Raw genomic sequence first — 19,142 nt, forward strand, 5'->3', positions numbered from 1 at the left:
GACCCACATCACTGTACCGCCGCAGGATGGTAGGGATCCGGCCGATGGGCCGCCTACCAGCATAAGGAGTAAAAGCATGGCGAAGACGCCTGCACAGTCTGTCGCAGCGACAGGCAAGCCACGCAAGGGAGTGGACAAGACCCACTTCCTGTACATCGCGGTCATCGCCGCGGTTATTCTCGGCGCCATCCTGGGTCTCGTCGCGCCGGAGGTTGGGGTCGCCCTCAAGCCCATCGGCACCGCGTTCATCGGCCTGATCAAGATGATGATCGCGCCGATCATCTTCTGCACCATCGTTCTGGGCATCGGATCCATCGCGAAGGCGGCCACTGTCGGCAAGGTCGGCGGCCTCGCCCTCGGCTACTTCATGCTTATGTCCACCTTTGCGCTCGCCATCGGCCTTGTGGTCGGCAACATCGTCCAGCCCGGTGAAGGTCTGGACATCTCGGGAGCCACCTATGAGACCGAGGCCAAGGAAGGCGAGGGTACGGTCGATTTCCTCCTCGGAATCATTCCGACCACCCTGCTCTCCTCGCTGACCGGTGAAAGCATCCTGCAGACACTGTTCGTTGCCCTGCTGGTCGGCTTCGCGCTGCAGAAGATGGGCCCGGCGGGCAAGCCGGTCCTGCGCGGCATCGGTCACATCCAGGCCCTCGTCTTCCGCATCCTCATCATGGTCATGTGGCTTGCACCGCTGGGTGCGTTCGGCGCAATCGCAGCAGTCGTGGGGCAGACAGGCGTCCAGGCGATCGTGAGCATGTTCACCCTGATGGCTGCCTTCTACATCACCTGCATCGTCTTCATCGTGGTTATCCTCGGCGGCCTGCTCAAGATCGTCACAGGTGTCAACATCTTCAAGCTGATGAAGTACCTCGGACGTGAGTACCTGCTGATCTTCTCGACCTCCTCTTCCGAAGCGGCCCTCCCGCGCCTGATCGCCAAGATGGAGCACCTCGGTGTGTCCAAGCCGGTTGTCGGCGTAACGGTCCCCACCGGTTACTCCTTCAACCTCGACGGCACGGCCATCTACCTGACTATGGCGGCGCTGTTCGTGGCATCGGCGCTGGGCACCCCCCTTGCCCTGGGCGAGCAGATCTCGCTGCTGATCTTCATGATCATCGCGTCCAAGGGTGCAGCCGGCGTAACCGGCGCGGGCCTCGCAACTCTTGCAGGCGGCTTGCAGTCGCACCGCCCCGACCTGGTGGACGGCGTCGGCCTCATCGTAGGAATCGACCGCTTCATGTCCGAGGCGCGCGCACTGACCAACTTCACCGGAAATGCCGTGGCCACCGTGTTGATCGGTACCTGGACCAAGGAGATCCAGCGCGACCAGGTGGACGAGGTGCTCTCCGGACGCCTGCCGTTCGATGAGACCACCATGAGTGCCGGACACTTCGAGGACGCGAAGGCCGACACCGCCGAGGATGGAGCCGAGACCAAGGCCGACGTGGCCGAGGCCCACCTCGAGGGCCGCGATGACGACCGGGTAGCTGCACGCCGCTAACCCCCATTCATCCAGCAGGAGACACCCCTTATGCGCGGCATAAGGGGTGTCTCCTGCGGTTTCACGGAGGGGGGTGACTTTAATTCCGGGTCAACTTTGAACCTCAACTTGAGACTCAAGGCTCGCGGAGGGCTGCCGGCGCATTTCCGCGGGTGCGACCGGCGTCGGCTGTAACGTTGGAAAGCAAGCGAACAGTAACCCGTTACTGAAGAAGCACTAGACGGAAGCGTGGACAGATACGTGAGTAGCGAACAGGGTTCAATAACTCTGAAGGACGCAACCGACTCCGAGATCGGCCCCACCGGACGCCCGGTCACGGAATTCCCCGAGCCGCCCGTGCTGTCTTCGCACGGCCCGGCACGCGTGATCGCGATGGTCAACCAGAAGGGTGGGGTGGGCAAGACCACCTCCACCATCAACCTGGGTGCCGCGCTCGCAGAAGCCGGCCGGCGCGTGCTGCTTGTCGACTTCGACCCGCAAGGTGCGCTGTCCGCAGGCCTGGGCACCAATCCTCACGAGCTTGACGTCACCGTCTACAACGTCCTTATGGACCGCAAGGTCAACATTGAGGACGCCATCCAGCAGACCGGCGTCGAGAACATCGACCTGCTGCCCGCAAACATCGACCTCTCCGCAGCTGAGGTCCAGCTCGTCAACGAAGTTGCACGTGAGCAGGTGCTGGAGCGCGCACTGCGGAAGGTTGAAGACAATTACGACGTCATCCTGATCGACTGCCAGCCCTCGCTCGGACTGTTGACGGTCAATGCCCTCACGGCTGCGCACGGCGTCATCATCCCGCTGATCTGCGAGTTCTTCGCGTTGCGCGCCGTTGCCCTCCTGGTCGAGACCATCGAAAAGGTCCAGGACCGCCTGAACCCGCGACTGCAGGTCGACGGCGTCCTGGCAACCATGTATGACGCACGGACACTGCACAGCCGCGAGGTCATTGCCCGGCTCGTTGAGGCATTCGGTGACAAGGTGTTCGAGACCGTCATCAAGCGCACCATCAAGTTCGCGGACGCCACGGTGGCGGCCGAGCCGATCACCACCTACGCGGGGAACCACTCAGGCGCAGATGCGTACCGCAACCTTGCCCGTGAACTGATCTGGCGCGGCGGTGCACCGTAAGCAGCCATCTTCCGATGGCGGCGAAAGCTGACGACGACGGCGCGCCCTTCGCGGCGGAGGAGCCCACAAGCGGCGGGCGTTTTGAAGTTCGCCTCGAGAACTTCAACGGTCCCTTCGACCTCCTGCTGAGCCTGATTTCAAAGCACGAGCTGGACATCACCGAGATCGCACTGGCAAAAGTCACGGACGAGTTCATCGGCTACATTCGCGCGGCCACCGCTGCGGGGGATGGCTTCTCACTGGACGAGGCAAGTGAATTCCTGGTGATCGCCGCGACGCTGCTGGACCTGAAGGCGGCCAGGTTGCTGCCGGCGGGCGAGGTCGAGGATGACGAGGACATTGCGCTTCTTGAAGCCCGCGACCTCCTGTTCGCGCGCCTACTTCAATACAAGGCCTTCAAGGAGATCGCCCGCCGGATGGGTGACCGCCTCGCCGAGGAAAGCGCACGGTACCCGCGCAGCGTCGCACTCGAACCCCAATTCGCAGCCATGATGCCGGAACTGACGTGGCGGATGTCGGCGTCGGACTTCGCCGCTGTCGCTGCCAAGGCGCTTGAACCGCGCGAACCGGCTCCCACCGAGGTGGGAATCGGACACCTCCATGCACCGGCTGTGAGCGTCCGGGAACAGGCGGATATCATCGGACACCGGCTTCAGGAGCACGGCGTCCTGTCATTCCGGCAGCTCGCCGCAGACGCGGAGTCGCTGCTGGTGGTGGTTGTCCGGTTCCTTGCATTGCTGGAGATGTTCCGGGATGCCGTGATCACCATGGACCAGACCGCGCCGCTCGGTGAACTGACAGTGCGCTGGTCGGCCGGGGAACGGGAATGGACCGCTGAGAGCATCAGCGAGGAGTACGACCTGGACCCGTCCGGGTCAGCGGCGGGCAACAAAGGAGCAGGTGAGGGAGCAACCGATGACAGAGCGGGCTGAGGAGACACCGGGAACGGGTCCCGATGTGGCGTCGTTGCCCGGGGGAGTGCTCGCCGCCGTCGAAGCGGTTCTCCTTGTCGTAGAGGAGCCGGTCACCGATGTGCAGCTTGCGACTGCGTTGGACGTACCGGTGGACCAGGTGCGCGAAGCCCTGCAGGACCTTCGGGCCGAGTACGACGGTTATACTGGTCCGGGCACGGATGCCCAGCCGCTGAGGCGACGAGGCATCGAGCTTCGCAATGTTGCAGGCGGGTGGCGTTTCTACACCAGGAGCGAGTTCGCCGCCGTCGTCGGTCGTTTTGTCCTTGAAGGCCAGAGCGCGCGATTGTCGCAGGCGGCGCTGGAAACCTTGGCGGTCATTGCCTACCGGCAACCTGTAGCCAGGTCCCGGGTGTCGGCGATCCGCGGGGTGAACGTCGACTCGGTTGTCCGCACACTCATTCAGCGCGGACTCATCGCTGATGTGGCCACGGATCCGGAGACCGGCGCGGTGCTCTACGGAACCACGCCGCTTTTTCTGGAAAGATTGGGTATCAGCACCGTAGCCGAGCTGCCCAAGCTCTCTCCGCACCTGCCGGGCCTGGAAAACCTGCAGGACTTCGACGACACAGCGTACTGACGCACAACAGCTAAGGATTCCCAATGACACACGCGCCCCGCTCCGGATCCGGAAGGAACCGCGCCGGACGCAGCCATGCCTCCGACCCCGCCGGCAACACTGGAAAGGTCGGCAAGACCGCCCGCTCGTCGAAGGGCGCATCCGGGGCAAAAGGCGCGGGCAAGTCGCAGGCAACCGGGAAGCCGCAGGGCTCGGGCAAGGCGCAGAAGGGCGCTTCGGCCGGGTCGGCCCCGTTCGCGAAGGAGCGCTTTGGGCGCAACCTTGGCCCCGTTCACCGCCCGCGGCGTCCGAAGGCGCCCCCGGTGGACCGTCTCGATGTGCACGATCCCGACGGCGTCCGCCTTCAGAAGGTGATGGCCTCTGCCGGCGTCGCTTCCCGGCGTGTCTGTGAGGACATGATCAGGGATGGTCGGGTAGAGGTGGACGGCAGTATCGTGACCGACCTCGGTGTACGTGTTGACCCTGCCACTGCCGTTATCCACGTTGACGGCATCCGGCTGCAGCTGAACGACACCATGAAGTACTACGCCTTCAACAAGCCCAAGGGCGTTGTCTCCACCATGGATGATCCCGAGGGCCGCCCCTGCATCAGCGACTTCCTGAAGAACCGGAAGGGCGAACGCCTGTTCCACGTCGGGCGTCTGGACGTTGCCACCGAGGGGCTGCTGCTGCTCACCAATGACGGCGAGTTGGCCAACCGCCTTACCCACCCCTCGTACGAGGTACCGAAGACCTACCTTGTCCAGGTTCGCGGTCCCATGCCGCACGGCATCGGTGCGCAGATGAAGGAAGGCATCGAACTCGAGGACGGCCTCGCGAAGGTCGATTCGTTCAAGCTGGTCGATTCCACCCCCGGACATGTGCTTGTCGAGGTTGTCCTGCATTCGGGACGCAACCGCATTGTCCGCCGCCTTTTCGACGCGGTCGGTCATCCCGTCGAGCGACTTGTGCGCACGCAGTTCGGCCCCATCCGAGTGGGAGACCAGCGGCAGGGCAGCATCCGCGTCCTGGGCCGTCAGGAAGTTGGGCATCTCCTGGCCGCCGTGGAGATGTAGCTCATGACCGTCACGAACAGTGGTACCCACCTGTCCGGTCCGGTGCTGATCATCGGAACGGGTTTGCTGGGAACCAGCATTGGACTTGGACTGCGCGGGCGCGGTCTGGACGTCGTGCTGTCAGACCTCTCACCGTCCACGCAGGCGGTGGCCCAGGACATCGGTGCGGGCCGTCCCCTCGACGGTGCCGGCGAGGATTTCTCGCCGGAACTGGTCGTTGTCGCTGCGCCGCCCGACGTCACCGGGTCGCTGGTGCTGGAGGCTCTGGCCTCGTACCCGCGCGCCGTCGTCGTCGATATTGCCAGCGTCAAGGACGCGGTCCTGCAGGCCGTGGCGAAAAAGGCCGACGACGGCGCCCTCTCCCGTTACGTTGGCACCCACCCGATGGCCGGCAGGGAGAAATCCGGCCCGGTGGCCGCGCGTGCCGAGCTGTTCACCTCCATGCCGTGGGTCATCTGTGCGTCGGAGAAGAGCGCTCCCGATGCGGTGCGCACGGCAGAGGCGCTGGCAATCGACCTCGGAGGCGTTGTTTCCCGGATGTCGGCGGAGGAACACGACCAGTCAGTAGCCGTTATCTCCCACCTGCCGCAAGTGCTGTCCTCATTGCTGGCCAGCCGACTGCAGGACACACCCGCTCACGCGCTCTCGCTCGCCGGCAACGGACTGCGTGACGTCACCCGTATCGCCGCCAGCGACCCGCGCCTCTGGGTCCAGATCCTGTCCGCGAACGCTGGCCGCCTGGTCGAGATCCTCTACGGTGTACGCGAAGACCTGAACCGGCTGATCGGCACTCTCGAGAATCCCTTGGGTGAGGGAGCGCGGCTGGATATGGCCCAGCTGATTGCCGAGGGAAATATCGGCCAGGCTCGAATCCCGGGTAAGCACGGCACGCCTCCCGAGGCGTTCGCGAAGCTGACGGTGCTGGTCGACGACGTACCTGGCCAGATCGCCCGGTTGCTGACCGAGATCGGCGACACCGGCATCAACCTCGAGGACCTCCGGTTGGAACACTCGCCGGAGCGGCAGGTAGGCCTGGCCGAGCTGTCGGTGCTGCCGGGGAAGCGCCACGAACTCACCGATTTCCTCACCAGCCGCGGATGGAAGGTGGTCCAGTAATGGACACAGATACGTCAACAATGACCCGTTTCCGGTTCGGCAAGTCCCTGGTGGTGGCCATCGACGGGCCATCGGGATCCGGAAAATCGAGCGTCAGCCGGGAGACCGCCCGGCGGTTGCACGCGGCCTACCTCGATACGGGAGCCATGTACCGTGCCGTCACGCTGCATTGCCTGGAGAAGGGTGTCGACCTGACCGACGCCGGCTCCGTGGAGCGTGCCACCCGGGAGCTGGACCTTTCCATCAGCACGCGTCCGGATACGGAGGCGGTCCTTGTCAGCGGCATCGACGTCACGGACGCCATTCGTGAACCGCGCGTGACGCGCGCCGTCAGCGCCGTCGCCACCACGCTTGGTGCACGCAGTGAGCTGATCCGGCGGCAGCGGCAGATTATCGCCGACTCACACCACCGAATCGTTGCCGAGGGCAGGGACATCACCACCGTTGTCGCGCCCGATGCCGAGGTGCGGATCCTCCTGACCGCAAGCGAGGAGGCGCGGTTGCGCCGCCGCGGGGATCAGCTGGGTGGCACCCAAACCGCGGAGCAGCTGAAGCAGCAGGTCCTGGCCCGAGATGCCAGGGACTCCTCCGTGGTGAATTTCCACCAGGCCGCCAACGGTGTAGTTACCGTTGACTCGTCGGACCTGGATTTTGAGCAGACCGTGACGGCCGTGCTGGATGTTGTGCGCACCGTCGCCCACCACTAACACGAAGGATCGCGCACATGAGCGAGAACCAGACCGAACTTGAGGACGAGTACGAGCCCGCGAGCGAGGACTCCGTGGCCGAGCACGTCCATGCCCTCGATGAGGCGGAGGCGGAGCGCCGGGCAGAGTCCCTGCGTGCCGGCCTGGCCGAGTACGAACTCGACGAGGAGGACGCAGCACTCCTTGCCCAGGAACTGGGCGAGTACGACGACGACGCGCCGGTCCGGCTGGACCCGGTCCTTGCCATCGTGGGCCGGCCCAACGTCGGCAAGTCCACGTTGGTGAACCGCATCCTCGGCCGTCGTGAGGCCGTTGTCGAAGACACCCCGGGCGTCACCCGCGACCGCGTGATGTACTCGGCAACCTGGAGCGGCACCAACTTCACCCTGGTGGACACCGGCGGATGGGAACATGACGCGCGCGGCATCCACGCCCGTGTTGCCGACCAGGCGGAGGCCGCCGTCGACCTCGCTGACGCCGTGCTCATGGTTGTCGATGCGACTGTTGGCGCCACGGCCACGGACGAGGCCGTGGTTCGGATGCTGCGCCGCAAGAAGAAGCCCGTCATCCTCGTGGCAAACAAGGTTGACGATGTGCAGAACGAGGCCGACGCCGCAGCGCTGTGGGCTCTCGGACTCGGTGAGCCCATGCCGGTCTCCGCACTGCACGGGCGCGGAACGGCCGACATGCTGGATCGCGCCGTCGAGGTCCTGCCGGAATTTTCTGCCTACGGCGGGCTGGAGCGCTCCGGCGGTCCTCGCCGAGTGGCACTGATCGGCCGCCCGAACGTCGGGAAGTCGTCCCTGCTGAACAAGCTGGCCGGTTCCGAGCGAGTCGTGGTGGATCCGTTGGCCGGGACCACCCGTGACCCTGTGGACGAGATGATCGAGCTGGGCGGACGGACCTGGCGGTTCGTGGACACCGCGGGCATCCGCCGTCGGGTGCACATGCAGCAGGGCGCTGATTTCTATGCTTCGCTCCGTACCCAGTCCGCGCTCGAGAAGGCGGAGGTCGCCGTCGTTCTTCTGGCGGTCGACGAGGTGCTGAGCGAGCAGGATGTGCGCATCCTGAACCTCGCCATCGAGTCCGGTCGCGCGCTCGTTCTCGCCTTCAATAAGTGGGACCTGCTCGACGACGAACGCCGCCGCTACCTCGAACGCGAGATCGAGCAGGATCTTGCGCACGTCGACTGGGCGCCGCGGGTGAACATCTCCGCCAAGACCGGTTGGCACAAGGACAGGCTGGTGCCGGCGCTCGACCGCGCGCTGGAGTCCTGGGACAAGCGCATCCCGACGGGCAAGCTGAACGCGTTCCTGGGTGAGCTGGTTGCGGCGCATCCGCACCCGCTGCGGAGTGGAAAGCAGCCCCGCATCCTGTTCGGGACGCAGGCCTCGTCGCGTCCACCCAGGTTCGTGCTGTTCACCACCGGATTCCTCGACCCCGGTTACCGGCGGTTCATCACCCGCCGTCTCCGCGAGACCTTCGGTTTCGAAGGAACGCCGATTGAGGTCAGCATGCGTGTGCGCGAGAAGCGGGGGCGCAAGAAGTAGGTCCTGTTCCTGTCCCCGTGCCGGTTCGTCGATACGGCCGGCGATAGGATAGGATTCTTCAGGTGGTTCGGACGGAATGTCTGAGCCGATCGGGATGTGGCGCAGCTTGGTAGCGCACTTGACTGGGGGTCAAGGGGTCGCAGGTTCAAATCCTGTCATCCCGACAAATTCGCCCGGTGGAACTTCGGTTTCACCGGGCGATTGTCGTTTAAGCCGTCTCTTCAGGTGCGAACCCCTGGCCGGACTGCTCCGGATTCACCGGCAGCAACTCCGGCGACGGCTCCGCATGCTCCAGCCAGTGGGTCAGCACTCGATGGAACAGTTCCGGATCCTCCCCGCTCCAGACGTGATGCATACGGGGAGCCAGGCGCGCCACCGACTGTGGGACCAGACTAGTAATTCGTTCCAACGACGAACGGACCATGCGGGGCTCCAATTCACCGGCGAGCGCGAGCACAGCGAAGTTTGCACTCTGAAGCCCTGCAAGTTGCGGATCCTGTATACCGTCGTAGACCTGTGTCATCATGCGCTGTGCCGACGGACGGTGAATCGACAACCCGGTGACCACGAATTGCTCTACCGAGTCCGCCGGAAGGCGGAACGCCCCCGCAAGGCCGCGCCAGTAGGACGCCAGTCCCCACAGCTTGAGCTGCCAAAGTCCGGCCGCGCGGGTGAACCCCTGAACACCGTCGATCGCGGCGCCGGAAACGAATGTGCTCCGGACCAGGTCCGGGTGCCGAGCCGTGAGCAGCACACCAAGCACTCCGCCAAGTGAGAGCCCGACGACGTGGGCCCGCCCTCCATGGGCCTGCTCGGCGATGACTTCCGCAAGGGCATCCACTACTTCCTCGAGGCTTGTCCAACGGATATGCGAGGATGCGCCGAAGCCGGGCAAATCGGGGACCAGTGCGTGGAAGCCGGGCAGGGCTTCGGCCTGAGCGTGCCACATCCAGCCAGCCACATTCCCTCCGTGCAGGAACAGGACGGATTCCGTTGAACCGGAGTGGTATTCGGTGACATGCATCAAAGTTCTTTCTCCAAGTCTCTGAGCCAGCTGAGTTCGGTCCGTAGGTGGTCAATACCGTTGCGTAGGGTGGCCCGTCGCAGCCGGGCTGCAAGAGAATCGCCGCTGGCCGAAATCGATTCGAGGGCGTTAAGACGCTCCCGCGCAGCAGCGCGGCGGTTTGCGATCATTTCCCTCACCAGTTCCGGGTCTTCCTCCTCACCGGCGAAGAAGATACGCGCCAAGAATGGTTCTCGTGTTGCTTCCGCCGGTAGCGGGGAGCGCAGCCAGGTTGAAAGTTCCGCTTGACCGGCGTCGGTTATGCGGTGCTCCCGCCTGTCAGGCTTGCCGTCCTGCGGCAGCACGTGCACAGTGACAAGCTTCTCCTCGGTGAGCTTTGCAAGCGTTCGATAAATCTGGGCCTGATCGGCGTTCCAGAAGTGCGCGACGGACCCGTCGAACGCTTTCTTCAGGTCGTAGCCCGTCATCGCGCGCAATGCGAGGAGGCCGAGGATAGAGTGCTTGAGGGACATGTCCTATATAGGACCATGCATATATGCGGGCACGCAAGTTCACGCCGGTTCTGAGCTTCGGTGGTAAGCGTGAGAAATTGGAATAATGCAGAACGCAACGCCCGCTAGACCGCCCCGCCCTCAGCTTGTCTTCGAGGTGGTCCGTACAGCATGGGTGACGCCTCATGTGGTTCGGGTGACCCTTGGAGGTCCCGCTTTCGACCAGTTCCAGCAGAAGGCGGTCACCGACAGCTATGTGAAGCTGTTGTTCGCCAATCCTGAGCTGGGACTGGAGCCGCCCTACGACCTTGTCGCCCTGCGCGACACTTTGCCTGCAGAGGACGTACCTGTCACCCGGACCTACACTGTGCGCCGCGTGAACTCCGAGGAACGCACGATCGACGTGGACTTTGTGGTGCACGGTGATGAGGGGCTCGCCGGGCCGTGGGCTGCTCGCGTGCAAGCGGGGGAGAGGATTGCGCTCATGGGACCCGGCGGCGCCTATTCGCCCGACCTCACCGCTGACTGGCATCTTTTCGCCGGGGACGAATCGGCCCTTCCAGCTATCTCTGCCGCCTTGGAGTCCCTTCCTCCCGATGCTTCAGGGGTGGCTTTCCTTGAGCACGGTGCACCTGACGACGTCGTCGACCTTGCCAAGCCCGCCGGCGTCGAAGTTGTCTGGGTGCGCAGGGAGGGGCGTGACGATTCGACCCCATCGTTGCTGGCCGGCGCTGTATCGGCCTACTCGTGGCCCGAGGGCCGGGTACATGTGTTTGCGCATGGTGAGCGTGAGTCGATGAAGACCCTCCGGGACGTTTTCCTGAAGGAACGCGGTCTCGAGAAGTCCCAGCTCTCCTTGTCCGGTTACTGGGCAGCAGGACGAACTGAGGACCGCTTCCAGGCGGAGAAACGGGAGCCGATCGGGATCGTTCTCCCCGCCTGACGGCGGCGAGCCGCAGCGGGCACGAGGCGGGGGCGCCGGAGTATGTTGGACGCATGGCATCCGAGGCGACAGTCCTGTCCGTTGATGGGCCCAACGGCCCACGCGAGGTCCGCATCTCCAGTCCGAGCAGGGTCATGTGGCCGGCGCTTGGCCTGACCAAGCTGGATCTGGCCCAGTACCTGGTCGACGTGGGCGAGGCCTTCATCGCCGCTAACGGCGACCGGCCCCTTGCGCTTCAGCGATTCAAGGACAATGTCGACGGCGAACAATTCTTCTCGAAGAATCCACCTAAGGGCGCGCCTGACTATATCCGGTCGGTCAAGGTCGAGTATCCAAGCGCGCGTTCCCACCCTCAGTTGGTGATCGACGAACCTGCCGCTGCAGTGTGGGCGGCACAGATGAACACTGTGGTTTTCCATCCGTGGCCGTCCCGCGCTGAGAATTCGGACAACCCGGACCAGCTGCGGATCGACCTGGATCCTCAGCCGGGTACTGATTTCGACGACGCAGTGCCGGCAGCGCTCGAGTTGCGCAATGTGCTCAAGGAGGCCGGGTTGGAAGCCTCTTTGAAGACGTCCGGCAACCGCGGCATCCACGTCTATGCCCCGATCGAGCCTGTGCGGGAGTTCCTGGATGTCCGGCATGCTGTCATCGCGGCGGCCCGGGAATTGGAGCGCCGCATGCCGGACAAGGTGACAACGTCTTGGTGGAAGGAGGAGCGCGGGCAGAGGGTCTTCGTGGACTTCAACCAGGCCAACCGCGATCGGACGATTGCCGGCGCGTACAGTCCTCGGGCTCTTCCGCATGCCCCGGTTTCCTGTCCCATCACCTGGGATGAGCTGGAGAATGTGCACCCGAAGGAGTTCACGATCCTTACCGTTCCCGAACGGCTGCGGACCGTTGGCGATCCCTGGGCTGATTTCCATGCGAGCCCGGGAAGTATCGACACCCTGTTGGACTGGTGGCAGCGGGACCTTGACTCTGGTCTGGGCGAGCTGCCCTTCCCTCCGGATTACCCGAAGATGCCGGGGGAGCCGCCCCGCGTTCAGCCGAGCCGTGCCAAGAAGGACAAGTAACTCCTAGGAGCAGCCCCACGCTGTTGGGTCCTGAGTGCACGAGCCGTCAACGAGCCGGTTGTCGGAGCGCCAGATGCTGATTAGATGCGGCTCGGATTCGACGGCAGCCTGGCCCACGATGGGAGTCCATGGGCCGCCGTTCACGGAGTAGTCACCGTTGAACCGGGTGGTGAGCACGAGGTTGTAGTCCCCGGTGGCGGGATAAACGTGGCTCGTGGGTGTTTCGACCAGAAGCCAGTCCGACTCTGGCACTGAATGTCCTCCGGTCTGCGTGGTTCGCGTGCCGCCGTCACCGTAATTCCAGTCGTAGGCCACGGGCCAGGCGCGGATAGTCACCTGGTCGCCCAGCGTTTCGAAGGTGAACTCCTGCTCTTCGGCATCGGCCCACACGTTGTTGTGGCCGCCGAGGAGTCCGAAGTTACCCGGCTCCGAGACCACAGTGGCCGCGACGATGGGCTGGCTTTGGAAGTCCTCAAGGGTGATTACGACGGCGGGTTCGGCCGCTTCGCCGCCGTTTGGAGGTTCGGGAGCGGGAGAGTTGGGGTAGAGGCAGGAGCGCTCGCCCGTCGGGGTTTCGGTCGGGGGAGTAGTGGAACTGTCCACCGCGATCCACGCGACAAGTGCACCGTCCGGCTCCGCGTCACACTGTGCATTTACCCTCACACATTCAGCCGGGTCCAGAAAGTCTCCGACCCCCTGAAGACACACCCTCTCGTACCTGTAGGAGATGTTGCTAGTAGCCTCGGACTCATTCACTACGGCGGCTGGCGGCTGTCCCGAAGATTCCGGAAGACCTTCCGAACCGTCGACTCTTCCTGGGACCTTCTGGTCGACGGCTGCAAAATCCTCACCAAGGGTTGGATTGAGACTTCCGCTATCCGCCGTTGCAGGGGTCGATGGGAAAAGGCTCGCTAGGGCAAGAACGAGTGTCAGCTGAATTGCAGTTGTGGAAGTTAGGGATCGCATGTCATTCGCCGGATGAACTAAATCCGTAGTCGACTACAAGCCACGCGTTCTCCACATAGATCGCCCGGAAGAGTGAAGCAGCCTCGTACCGTTGTTCTGGGAATTGGCCAATAGTAGATCCAGCCGAATCGTAGACAGTTGTCGCTGCTTGGGTGTTGCCGACGAACGCGTCAATAGCCCCACCCTCGATTGGCCTGAAGTCAGTATTGAATGAATCGAGCGATACATCCCCGCCGGACATCCATCCGCCGTCCGCATAAACCTGCGCAATCGACTCTTCGATGTTTTGGCAGGTGGTGCAACCTTCGTCTGTCACGGCCTTCAGAGGCCCAAGGTCATTCGTGGCGTAGGCGTAGTTCAGCAGTTCGAACCACCACTTCGTGAACGCCTCCAGGCCCTCCACGGAGTTCTCGTCGGCCAGCGCGGGCTTCTCGGGGACGGGCAGGTTGACGGCCGGTCCTTCGGCGGAAGCCGGAGACGGAGTGGGAGTAGGATCCGCCGTCGGAGAAGCCGATGCGGAAGCCGACGAAGAAGCGCTCGCCGATTCCACAGGAGTCTGGACAGCGCTGGGATCACCGCCCTGGCACCCGGTGAGCAGAAGAACTGAGATGGACGCACCGAGAAGGATGTGCGCCCTGCGAGACTGAGCCATGAATTCCCCGACCATATGGTTGTCTGTGAGCCGAAACCCATCCTAACCATGCGCGGTGAATCGCCCAGAGCTTATCCACAGCGCCCGAGAAGCTTTACGCAAGAACCTCGTTCAGGTCGTACGCGGTAGGAATTTCCAACTGCTGGAAGGTGCAGGATTTCGCCTCGCGGTCCGGCCGCCACCGCTCAAACTGGGCGGTGTGCCGGAAGCGGTCGCCCTCCATCTGGTCGTACCGCACCTCCACAACCCGGCGCGGATGCAGGCGGACGTAGGACACGTCCTTCGCGGACGCGAACCGGCTGCGATCGGTCTCGCCCAGCACAGCCTCCCCGTCTTCGTCCCGCACTACGTCAGGTGCAAGTTCCTCCACGAGCTCGAGCCGCCGCTTGTCGGAAAAAGCAGACGCGCCGCCCACATTCCGAAGCTCACCGCCGTCGTCGTACAGGCCAAGAAGCAGGGAACCTACGCCCTGACCGCTCTTGTGAACCCGGTAGCCCACCACGACCGCATCGGCCGTGCGCTTGTGTTTCACTTTCAGCATCCGCCGCTTGTTCGGCTCGTAGGCCGCGGTAAGCGGCTTTGCCACCACGCCGTCCAGTCCTGCACCTTCGAACTCAACGAGCCAGCGGCGGGCGAGTTCGACGTCGTCTGTCACCTGCGACAGATGCACCGGCTCGGAGAAGGTCTCCGCGATGCCTTCCAGCGCCTTCCGGCGCTCGGCGAAGGGCACCTCGAGCAGGTTGTGCTCGTCGAGCCCTACGAGATCGAAGGCGATGAACGACGCCGGTGTCTCCTTCGCAAGCAACTTCACCCTGCTGTCGGCCGGGTGAATACGTTGTGAGAGTGCCTCCCAGTCGAGACGTTCAGCTCCGGGCTCGCCGCGCCGTACGACTATCTCTCCGTCCACGACACACCGTTCGGGAAGGTTCTCGAGCAGCGCCTCAACCAGTTCCGGGAAGTAGCGGGTAAGGGTCTTGGAGCCGCGGCTGCCTATCTCGCCCGTGCCGTTCTCGATTCGCACGATCGCGCGGAAGCCGTCCCACTTGGGTTCGTAGATTAGACCGCCGGGAACGCTGTCCGCGTCCGGAACGGCATCGACGGCTTTTGCGAGCATCGGCTGAAGGGGGAAGGGCAGCTCAGTCATGATTCGATCCTGCCCTAATGCACGGGAAAAGACAGCAGAGGAACTGTTGCGGAGAGGGGTATCCGCCGGAGGATCCCCAGTAGTTGGCAGGAGCGCATGCGGGGTGACGCGCGGCACGCGCCCTGTGCCTATACTCGAACCTGTGGCCCGGCCCGGGGGAATGCGACCCCGGAGAAAGCGGCCGCCGATTCACAGCAGTATCCGTCCGGTGCCCACGAAAGGCCGACAATGAGCAACGTTCCGGAAGACCTCTACTACACCTCCGAACACGAGTGGGTGACCGCGCCCGACAACAACGGCGTTGTGCGCGTGGGCATCACTGACTTCGCGCAGGACGCCCTCGGCGACGTCGTGTACGTCCAGATGCCGGAGGCCGGCTCCACCGTCGCCTCGTCCGACGTCGTGGGCGAAGTGGAGTCAACCAAGAGCGTCAGCGATATCTATGCGCCGGTGAGCGGTGAAGTGGTCAGCCGTAATGAAGCGCTCGACGGCGATCCCGCCCTCATCAACTCCGACCCCTACGGTGATGGCTGGCTTCTTGAGATTCGCGTCGAGGACAGCTCCGTGGTTGAGGAACTTCTCAGTTCTTCGGAATACGCACAGCAGGTAGGCTAGAGTCACAGGCTTAGGCTTAAGGTTAGTGGCCAGCCGGGGGACCGGTTGGCCACGCGTTTTGGGGAGGAATTTTCACAATGGTAGGCGAGAACAACGCAGCCGCACAGGACGCTTCGGGATCGCGCGTGCCCTCACCTGAGACCACCACTATCGGCCTTCCCCCGCAGCCAGCCGGCCCCTCGGTCGAGCCCCGCCTCACCAGGGAGGAGCGCGCGGCTGTAGCAGCCCTGCCTGCAGGGTCAGCGCTCCTGATCGCCCACTCCGGCCCCAACGCCGGTGCACGTTTCCTCCTGGATGAGGACATCACCACTGCGGGGCGCCACCCGAACGCCGACATCTTCCTCGACGATGTGACCGTGTCCCGTAAGCACGCGGAGTTCCGCCGTGGCCCGGAAGGGTTCCGAGTGGTCGATGCCCGCAGCCTCAACGGGACCTACGTCAACAACGACCGCGTTGACAGCGTGGTCCTGCGCAATGGGCATGAGGTACAGATCGGTAAGTTCCGCCTCACCTTCTACGCCGCCGGCAGCGTCTCACCCTCGCAGGACTAGGACGTTCATGCCCTCCTCCCAGCCGTCCCGGCGTTCCGTGGGCATCGCCCCGGAGCGCGTTACCGGGAACGTCCTGAATATCGGGGAGGTCCTCACCGAGCTGGCAGGGGACTTCCCCCAGATCAGCGCGTCCAAGATTCGCTTCCTTGAGGAAAAGGGCCTCATCAGCCCGCAGCGGACGCGTGCCGGGTACCGCAAGTACACAGCGGTCGACGTCGACCGCCTGCGCTTTGTGCTGGCCCTGCAGCGCGACCAGTACCTGCCTTTGAAAGTCATCAAGGACTACCTTGACGCTATCGATCGCGGTGAGCGTCCCGATAACCTGCCGGGCGGAATTACGCTCGCTCCGCGAATGGTCTCGGATCAGCTCGCCCGCGAACTTGGCTCGCATTCCCGCCGGCTCACTCGGGAAACACTGGCTGCAGAGGCCGGTGCGCGTCCGGAGCTTATCCAGGACCTCATGTCCTTCGGGCTCATCTCCGAAGTTGACGGCCGGTTCGATGAGCACGCCCTGAAGATCACCCGCGCCTGCGTACAGCTCGAATCACACGGTATTGAGCCCCGGCATCTCCGGCCTTTCCGCGCCGCGGCAGACCGCGAGCTTGGCCTGGTTGAACGCGTGGTAGCCCCGGTCGCCTCCCGTCGCGACGTCGCTTCGAAGGCCCGCGCCGCTGAGACAGCTCGCGAAATAAGCGAGCTTTGCCTCAACCTCCACAGCGCCCTGGTTCAGGGACAGATCGCACGGATGGAAAACTAGGAGGCAGACATGATCGAGATGGATGTGGTCGGGGTACGTATCGAGTTGCCCTCCAACCAGCCCCTCGTCCTGCTGAAAGAATCTGGGGGAACGCGCCACATCCCCATCTGGATCGGCGCACCGGAAGCCAGCGCGATCGCGTTCGTCCAACAAGGCATCATTCCCCCTCGTCCCATGACCCACGATCTTCTCGTGAGCATCGTCGCTGCCCTGAACCACAGCGTGACGGAAGTACGGATTGTTCGCGTTGAAGACACCGTTTTTCACGCCGAAGTGGTCTTCGAGGACGGCACGACCGTCAGCTCCCGCGCGTCCGATGCGATCGCGATTGCTCTTCGGGTTCCGTGCCCTATCTACTGCGCGCCCCAGGTAGTTGAGGACACCGGAGTGGAGATCAGCGAGGCAGACGAGGATGCCGGCGAGGCTTCCTCTGCAGAGGGGCAGGAGAACGCCGAACGCGAGCTGAAGCAGTTCCGAGAGTTCCTGGCCGACGTCGAGCCCGAGGATTTCGAGCGTTAGGGAAGAGGCGACACGCCCGGATTGTTATGCCCTGCGTCTTTGACCTCGGGTATCCGGGGATCTAACGTCGAAGCATACAGTTCCCACCGCACCCGCTGTAAACTCAGGAAAGACTTTTATTACCCTGTGGACCTCGGCATGTGCCACTTCCCCCGGGAACCAGAACGAGGAGGCAACACGTGAGTCCGAAAGGCGACGCCGGCACGGGTTCCAACGCAGCCACAACGGGTGGAGCCATACCTGCCAGCGCACAGGGCCTGCTCTTCACCGAAGACCTTCCAGTGCTTGACGAGGACGCAGGTTACCGCGGGCCTACCGCCTGCAAGGCCGCAGGCATTACCTACCGCCAGCTCGACTACTGGGCGCGTACGGGTCTGGTGGAACCTGCGGTGCGCGGTGCTTCAGGATCAGGATCGCAGCGGCTGTACGGCTTCCGGGACATCCTGGTATTGAAGGTCGTCAAGCGTCTCTTGGACACCGGCGTTTCACTGCAGCAGATTCGGAGCGCGGTCGAGCACCTCCGCGAACGCGGTGTCGAGGATCTTGCACAGATCACCCTCATGAGCGATGGCGCCAGCGTTTACGAGTGCACCTCCGCTGACGAGGTGATTGACCTCGTCCAGGGTGGACAGGGCGTCTTCGGAATCGCCGTCGGCCGTGTCTGGCGTGAGGTCGAAGGTAGCCTTGCCGCACTGCCCAGCGAGCATGCGGCAAATCAGGAATTCCCCGACGACGAACTGAGCAAGCGCCGAGCAGCGCGCAAGATCAGCTGACACACTGTCGCCGAAACAGAAATGCCCCGCCATGTGCGGGGCTTTCGTGTTTCAGGGGGACATTGTTGCCCGGGGGTGTGGTTCTGGAGACCGGTTTAATGCCTAGCGGCGGGCCACCCGGTTGCGCATCCGCCCTGTGTCCAGGAGGGTGCGCAGCAGGTCATCGAAGTATCCGGCTGCCTGCTTTGCTGACTCGCCCGGCCAGTGGTGTACAGCGTGCGCCGCACCCTGGATCTGCTGCCAGTTTGCTTGCTCGGAAATCGTGGGGCTGAGAAGCAGGTCACCGAACATCTGCTTCATCTCGTTCAGGCGGAACGTGTGTTCGTTGGATCCGGTGCGGACCCGGTTGGCCACGATGCCCGCCGGGGTGAGATTGGGAGCAAACTCGTTCTTGAATAGTTCGATCGCACGCATGGTGCGCTCTGTGCCGGCAACGGAGAAGAGGCCCGGTTCCGCCACGAGCAACACACGATTGCTCGCCGTCCAGGCCATGCGGGTCAGCCCGTTCAACGAGGGCGGGCAGTCCACCAGGACCAGACGGTAGCCCTCCACTCGGTCCAACAGCATGGAGAGACGGCGGAGGTCGCGCTTTCCGAGATCCGGGCGGTCGTAGATTCCGGAGTAGGCGGAGCCCATTGCCACGTCGAGGACGGGAGCGGACGTCTTCGAGTTTCGTTTGACAGCCGTCTTGACCCAACCGCTTGGCACCACATTCCCGGCAAGGTCTCCGCGCCGGGCGTTCTTCAATAGCCTGCCGATGTCCATTTGGTGGTCGGCCTGCACCCCGAGGCCGGTAGTGGCGTCAGCATGAGGATCAAGGTCTACAACAAGAGTGGGAATCCCCGCAGACAACGCCGCGGATGCCAGTCCCAGGGTGACCGAGGTCTTGCCGACCCCACCTTTGAGGCTGCTGATGCTCACAACTTGCACTTGATGAACCAATACCTAACGTTTGAGTGCCATACCGCAGGATCTCTGTGCCCGCACACCTACTCATCATAGGTGGACCCGAACATCGTA

The 19,142-nt window shown here is 63.7% G+C and carries 21 protein-coding genes and 1 tRNA gene; 16 read left to right on the plus strand and 6 right to left on the minus strand.

What is annotated here, in order from left to right:
- The first annotated feature begins 76 nt into the window (after positions 1-76).
- The 9 genes from GC088_RS06215 to GC088_RS06255 all read left to right on the plus strand — a co-directional run bounded on the left by GC088_RS06215 (position 77) and on the right by GC088_RS06255 (position 8,775).
- Complete coding sequence (locus GC088_RS06215; RefSeq protein WP_323961412.1) at positions 77-1,504, plus strand: cation:dicarboxylate symporter family transporter; 1,428 nt, start codon at positions 77-79, stop codon at positions 1,502-1,504.
- A 240-nt stretch (positions 1,505-1,744) separates the two neighbouring features.
- On the plus strand, positions 1,745-2,632 hold the full coding sequence (locus GC088_RS06220; RefSeq protein WP_323961413.1) for a ParA family protein: 888 nt from the start codon (positions 1,745-1,747) through the stop codon (positions 2,630-2,632).
- 14 nt (positions 2,633-2,646) lie between these two features.
- On the plus strand, positions 2,647-3,564 hold the full coding sequence (locus tag GC088_RS06225) for a segregation and condensation protein A (protein WP_323961414.1): 918 nt from the start codon (positions 2,647-2,649) through the stop codon (positions 3,562-3,564).
- Positions 3,548-4,183 carry an SMC-Scp complex subunit ScpB gene (scpB, locus tag GC088_RS06230; protein WP_323961415.1) on the plus strand — a complete coding sequence of 212 codons (636 nt, stop codon included), beginning with the start codon at positions 3,548-3,550 and terminating at the stop codon, positions 4,181-4,183. Before GC088_RS06225 ends, scpB begins: the two co-directional genes overlap by 17 nt.
- A 23-nt stretch (positions 4,184-4,206) precedes the next feature.
- Complete coding sequence (locus GC088_RS06235) at positions 4,207-5,238, plus strand: pseudouridine synthase (protein WP_323961416.1); 1,032 nt, start codon at positions 4,207-4,209, stop codon at positions 5,236-5,238.
- 3 nt (positions 5,239-5,241) lie between these two features.
- Complete coding sequence (locus GC088_RS06240; RefSeq protein WP_323961417.1) at positions 5,242-6,354, plus strand: prephenate dehydrogenase; 1,113 nt, start codon at positions 5,242-5,244, stop codon at positions 6,352-6,354.
- Complete coding sequence (gene cmk, locus GC088_RS06245) at positions 6,354-7,061, plus strand: (d)CMP kinase (protein WP_323961419.1); 708 nt, start codon at positions 6,354-6,356, stop codon at positions 7,059-7,061. Before GC088_RS06240 ends, cmk begins: the two co-directional genes overlap by 1 nt.
- A gap of 17 nt (positions 7,062-7,078) precedes the next feature.
- Positions 7,079-8,611 (plus strand): ribosome biogenesis GTPase Der, encoded by a 1,533-nt coding sequence (der, locus tag GC088_RS06250; RefSeq protein ID WP_323961420.1) that lies wholly within the window; start codon positions 7,079-7,081, stop codon positions 8,609-8,611.
- Between the two features lie 90 nt (positions 8,612-8,701).
- A tRNA-Pro gene (locus GC088_RS06255) sits at positions 8,702-8,775 on the plus strand.
- A 44-nt stretch (positions 8,776-8,819) separates the two neighbouring features.
- On the opposite strand, the gene GC088_RS06260 is transcribed toward GC088_RS06255, so the two are convergent.
- Together GC088_RS06260 and GC088_RS06265 are read right to left on the minus strand one after the other, a co-directional pair.
- Positions 8,820-9,635, minus strand: a complete 816-nt coding sequence (locus GC088_RS06260) for an alpha/beta fold hydrolase (RefSeq protein ID WP_323961421.1) — start codon at positions 9,633-9,635, stop codon at positions 8,820-8,822.
- Positions 9,635-10,147 carry a PadR family transcriptional regulator gene (locus tag GC088_RS06265; protein WP_323961423.1) on the minus strand — a complete coding sequence of 171 codons (513 nt, stop codon included), beginning with the start codon at positions 10,145-10,147 and terminating at the stop codon, positions 9,635-9,637. Before GC088_RS06265 ends, GC088_RS06260 begins: the two co-directional genes overlap by 1 nt.
- Positions 10,148-10,232: 85 nt before the next feature.
- On the opposite strand from GC088_RS06265, the gene GC088_RS06270 reads away from it, so the two are divergent.
- Together GC088_RS06270 and ligD are read left to right on the plus strand one after the other, a co-directional pair.
- Complete coding sequence (locus GC088_RS06270) at positions 10,233-11,069, plus strand: siderophore-interacting protein (RefSeq protein WP_323961424.1); 837 nt, start codon at positions 10,233-10,235, stop codon at positions 11,067-11,069.
- A gap of 53 nt (positions 11,070-11,122) precedes the next feature.
- On the plus strand, positions 11,123-12,145 hold the full coding sequence (gene ligD / locus GC088_RS06275; protein ID WP_323961426.1) for a non-homologous end-joining DNA ligase: 1,023 nt from the start codon (positions 11,123-11,125) through the stop codon (positions 12,143-12,145).
- A gap of 3 nt (positions 12,146-12,148) precedes the next feature.
- On the opposite strand, the gene GC088_RS06280 is transcribed toward ligD, so the two are convergent.
- The 3 genes from GC088_RS06280 to GC088_RS06290 all read right to left on the minus strand — a co-directional run bounded on the left by GC088_RS06280 (position 12,149) and on the right by GC088_RS06290 (position 14,907).
- Positions 12,149-12,808, minus strand: a complete 660-nt coding sequence (locus tag GC088_RS06280; protein WP_323961428.1) for a hypothetical protein — start codon at positions 12,806-12,808, stop codon at positions 12,149-12,151.
- Between the two features lie 304 nt (positions 12,809-13,112).
- The gene (locus GC088_RS06285; protein ID WP_323961429.1) at positions 13,113-13,763 is read right to left on the minus strand and encodes a DUF6318 family protein; all 651 of its coding nucleotides are present in this window, start codon (positions 13,761-13,763) and stop codon (positions 13,113-13,115) included.
- Between the two features lie 94 nt (positions 13,764-13,857).
- Positions 13,858-14,907: an ATP-dependent DNA ligase gene (locus GC088_RS06290; RefSeq protein ID WP_323961431.1), complete on the minus strand. Its 1,050-nt coding sequence runs from the start codon at positions 14,905-14,907 to the stop codon at positions 13,858-13,860.
- Positions 14,908-15,135: 228 nt separating this feature from the next.
- Here GC088_RS06290 and gcvH point away from each other — a divergent pair, with 228 nt between their 5' ends.
- The 5 genes from gcvH (at position 15,136) to GC088_RS06315 (ending at position 18,122) form a co-directional block, all read left to right on the plus strand.
- A complete protein-coding gene (gene gcvH / locus GC088_RS06295) occupies positions 15,136-15,522 on the plus strand; it encodes a glycine cleavage system protein GcvH (protein WP_323961433.1) in 387 nt (128 codons plus the stop codon).
- Between the two features lie 77 nt (positions 15,523-15,599).
- Positions 15,600-16,073 (plus strand): FHA domain-containing protein, encoded by a 474-nt coding sequence (locus tag GC088_RS06300; RefSeq protein ID WP_323961434.1) that lies wholly within the window; start codon positions 15,600-15,602, stop codon positions 16,071-16,073.
- A gap of 7 nt (positions 16,074-16,080) precedes the next feature.
- Positions 16,081-16,830, plus strand: a complete 750-nt coding sequence (locus tag GC088_RS06305) for a transcriptional regulator FtsR (RefSeq protein WP_323961436.1) — start codon at positions 16,081-16,083, stop codon at positions 16,828-16,830.
- Between the two features lie 9 nt (positions 16,831-16,839).
- The gene (locus GC088_RS06310) at positions 16,840-17,349 is read left to right on the plus strand and encodes a bifunctional nuclease family protein (protein WP_323961438.1); all 510 of its coding nucleotides are present in this window, start codon (positions 16,840-16,842) and stop codon (positions 17,347-17,349) included.
- A 179-nt stretch (positions 17,350-17,528) separates the two neighbouring features.
- Entirely contained in the window at positions 17,529-18,122 is a 594-nt protein-coding gene (locus tag GC088_RS06315; RefSeq protein ID WP_323961439.1) for a MerR family transcriptional regulator, read from the plus strand.
- Positions 18,123-18,224: 102 nt separating this feature from the next.
- On the opposite strand, the gene GC088_RS06320 is transcribed toward GC088_RS06315, so the two are convergent.
- On the minus strand, positions 18,225-19,052 hold the full coding sequence (locus tag GC088_RS06320) for a ParA family protein (protein WP_323961440.1): 828 nt from the start codon (positions 19,050-19,052) through the stop codon (positions 18,225-18,227).
- Positions 19,053-19,142: the final 90 nt, after the last annotated feature.

Source organism: Arthrobacter sp. JZ12 (assembly GCF_035189165.1).
Taxonomy (GTDB): Bacteria; Actinomycetota; Actinomycetes; order Actinomycetales; family Micrococcaceae; genus Arthrobacter_D.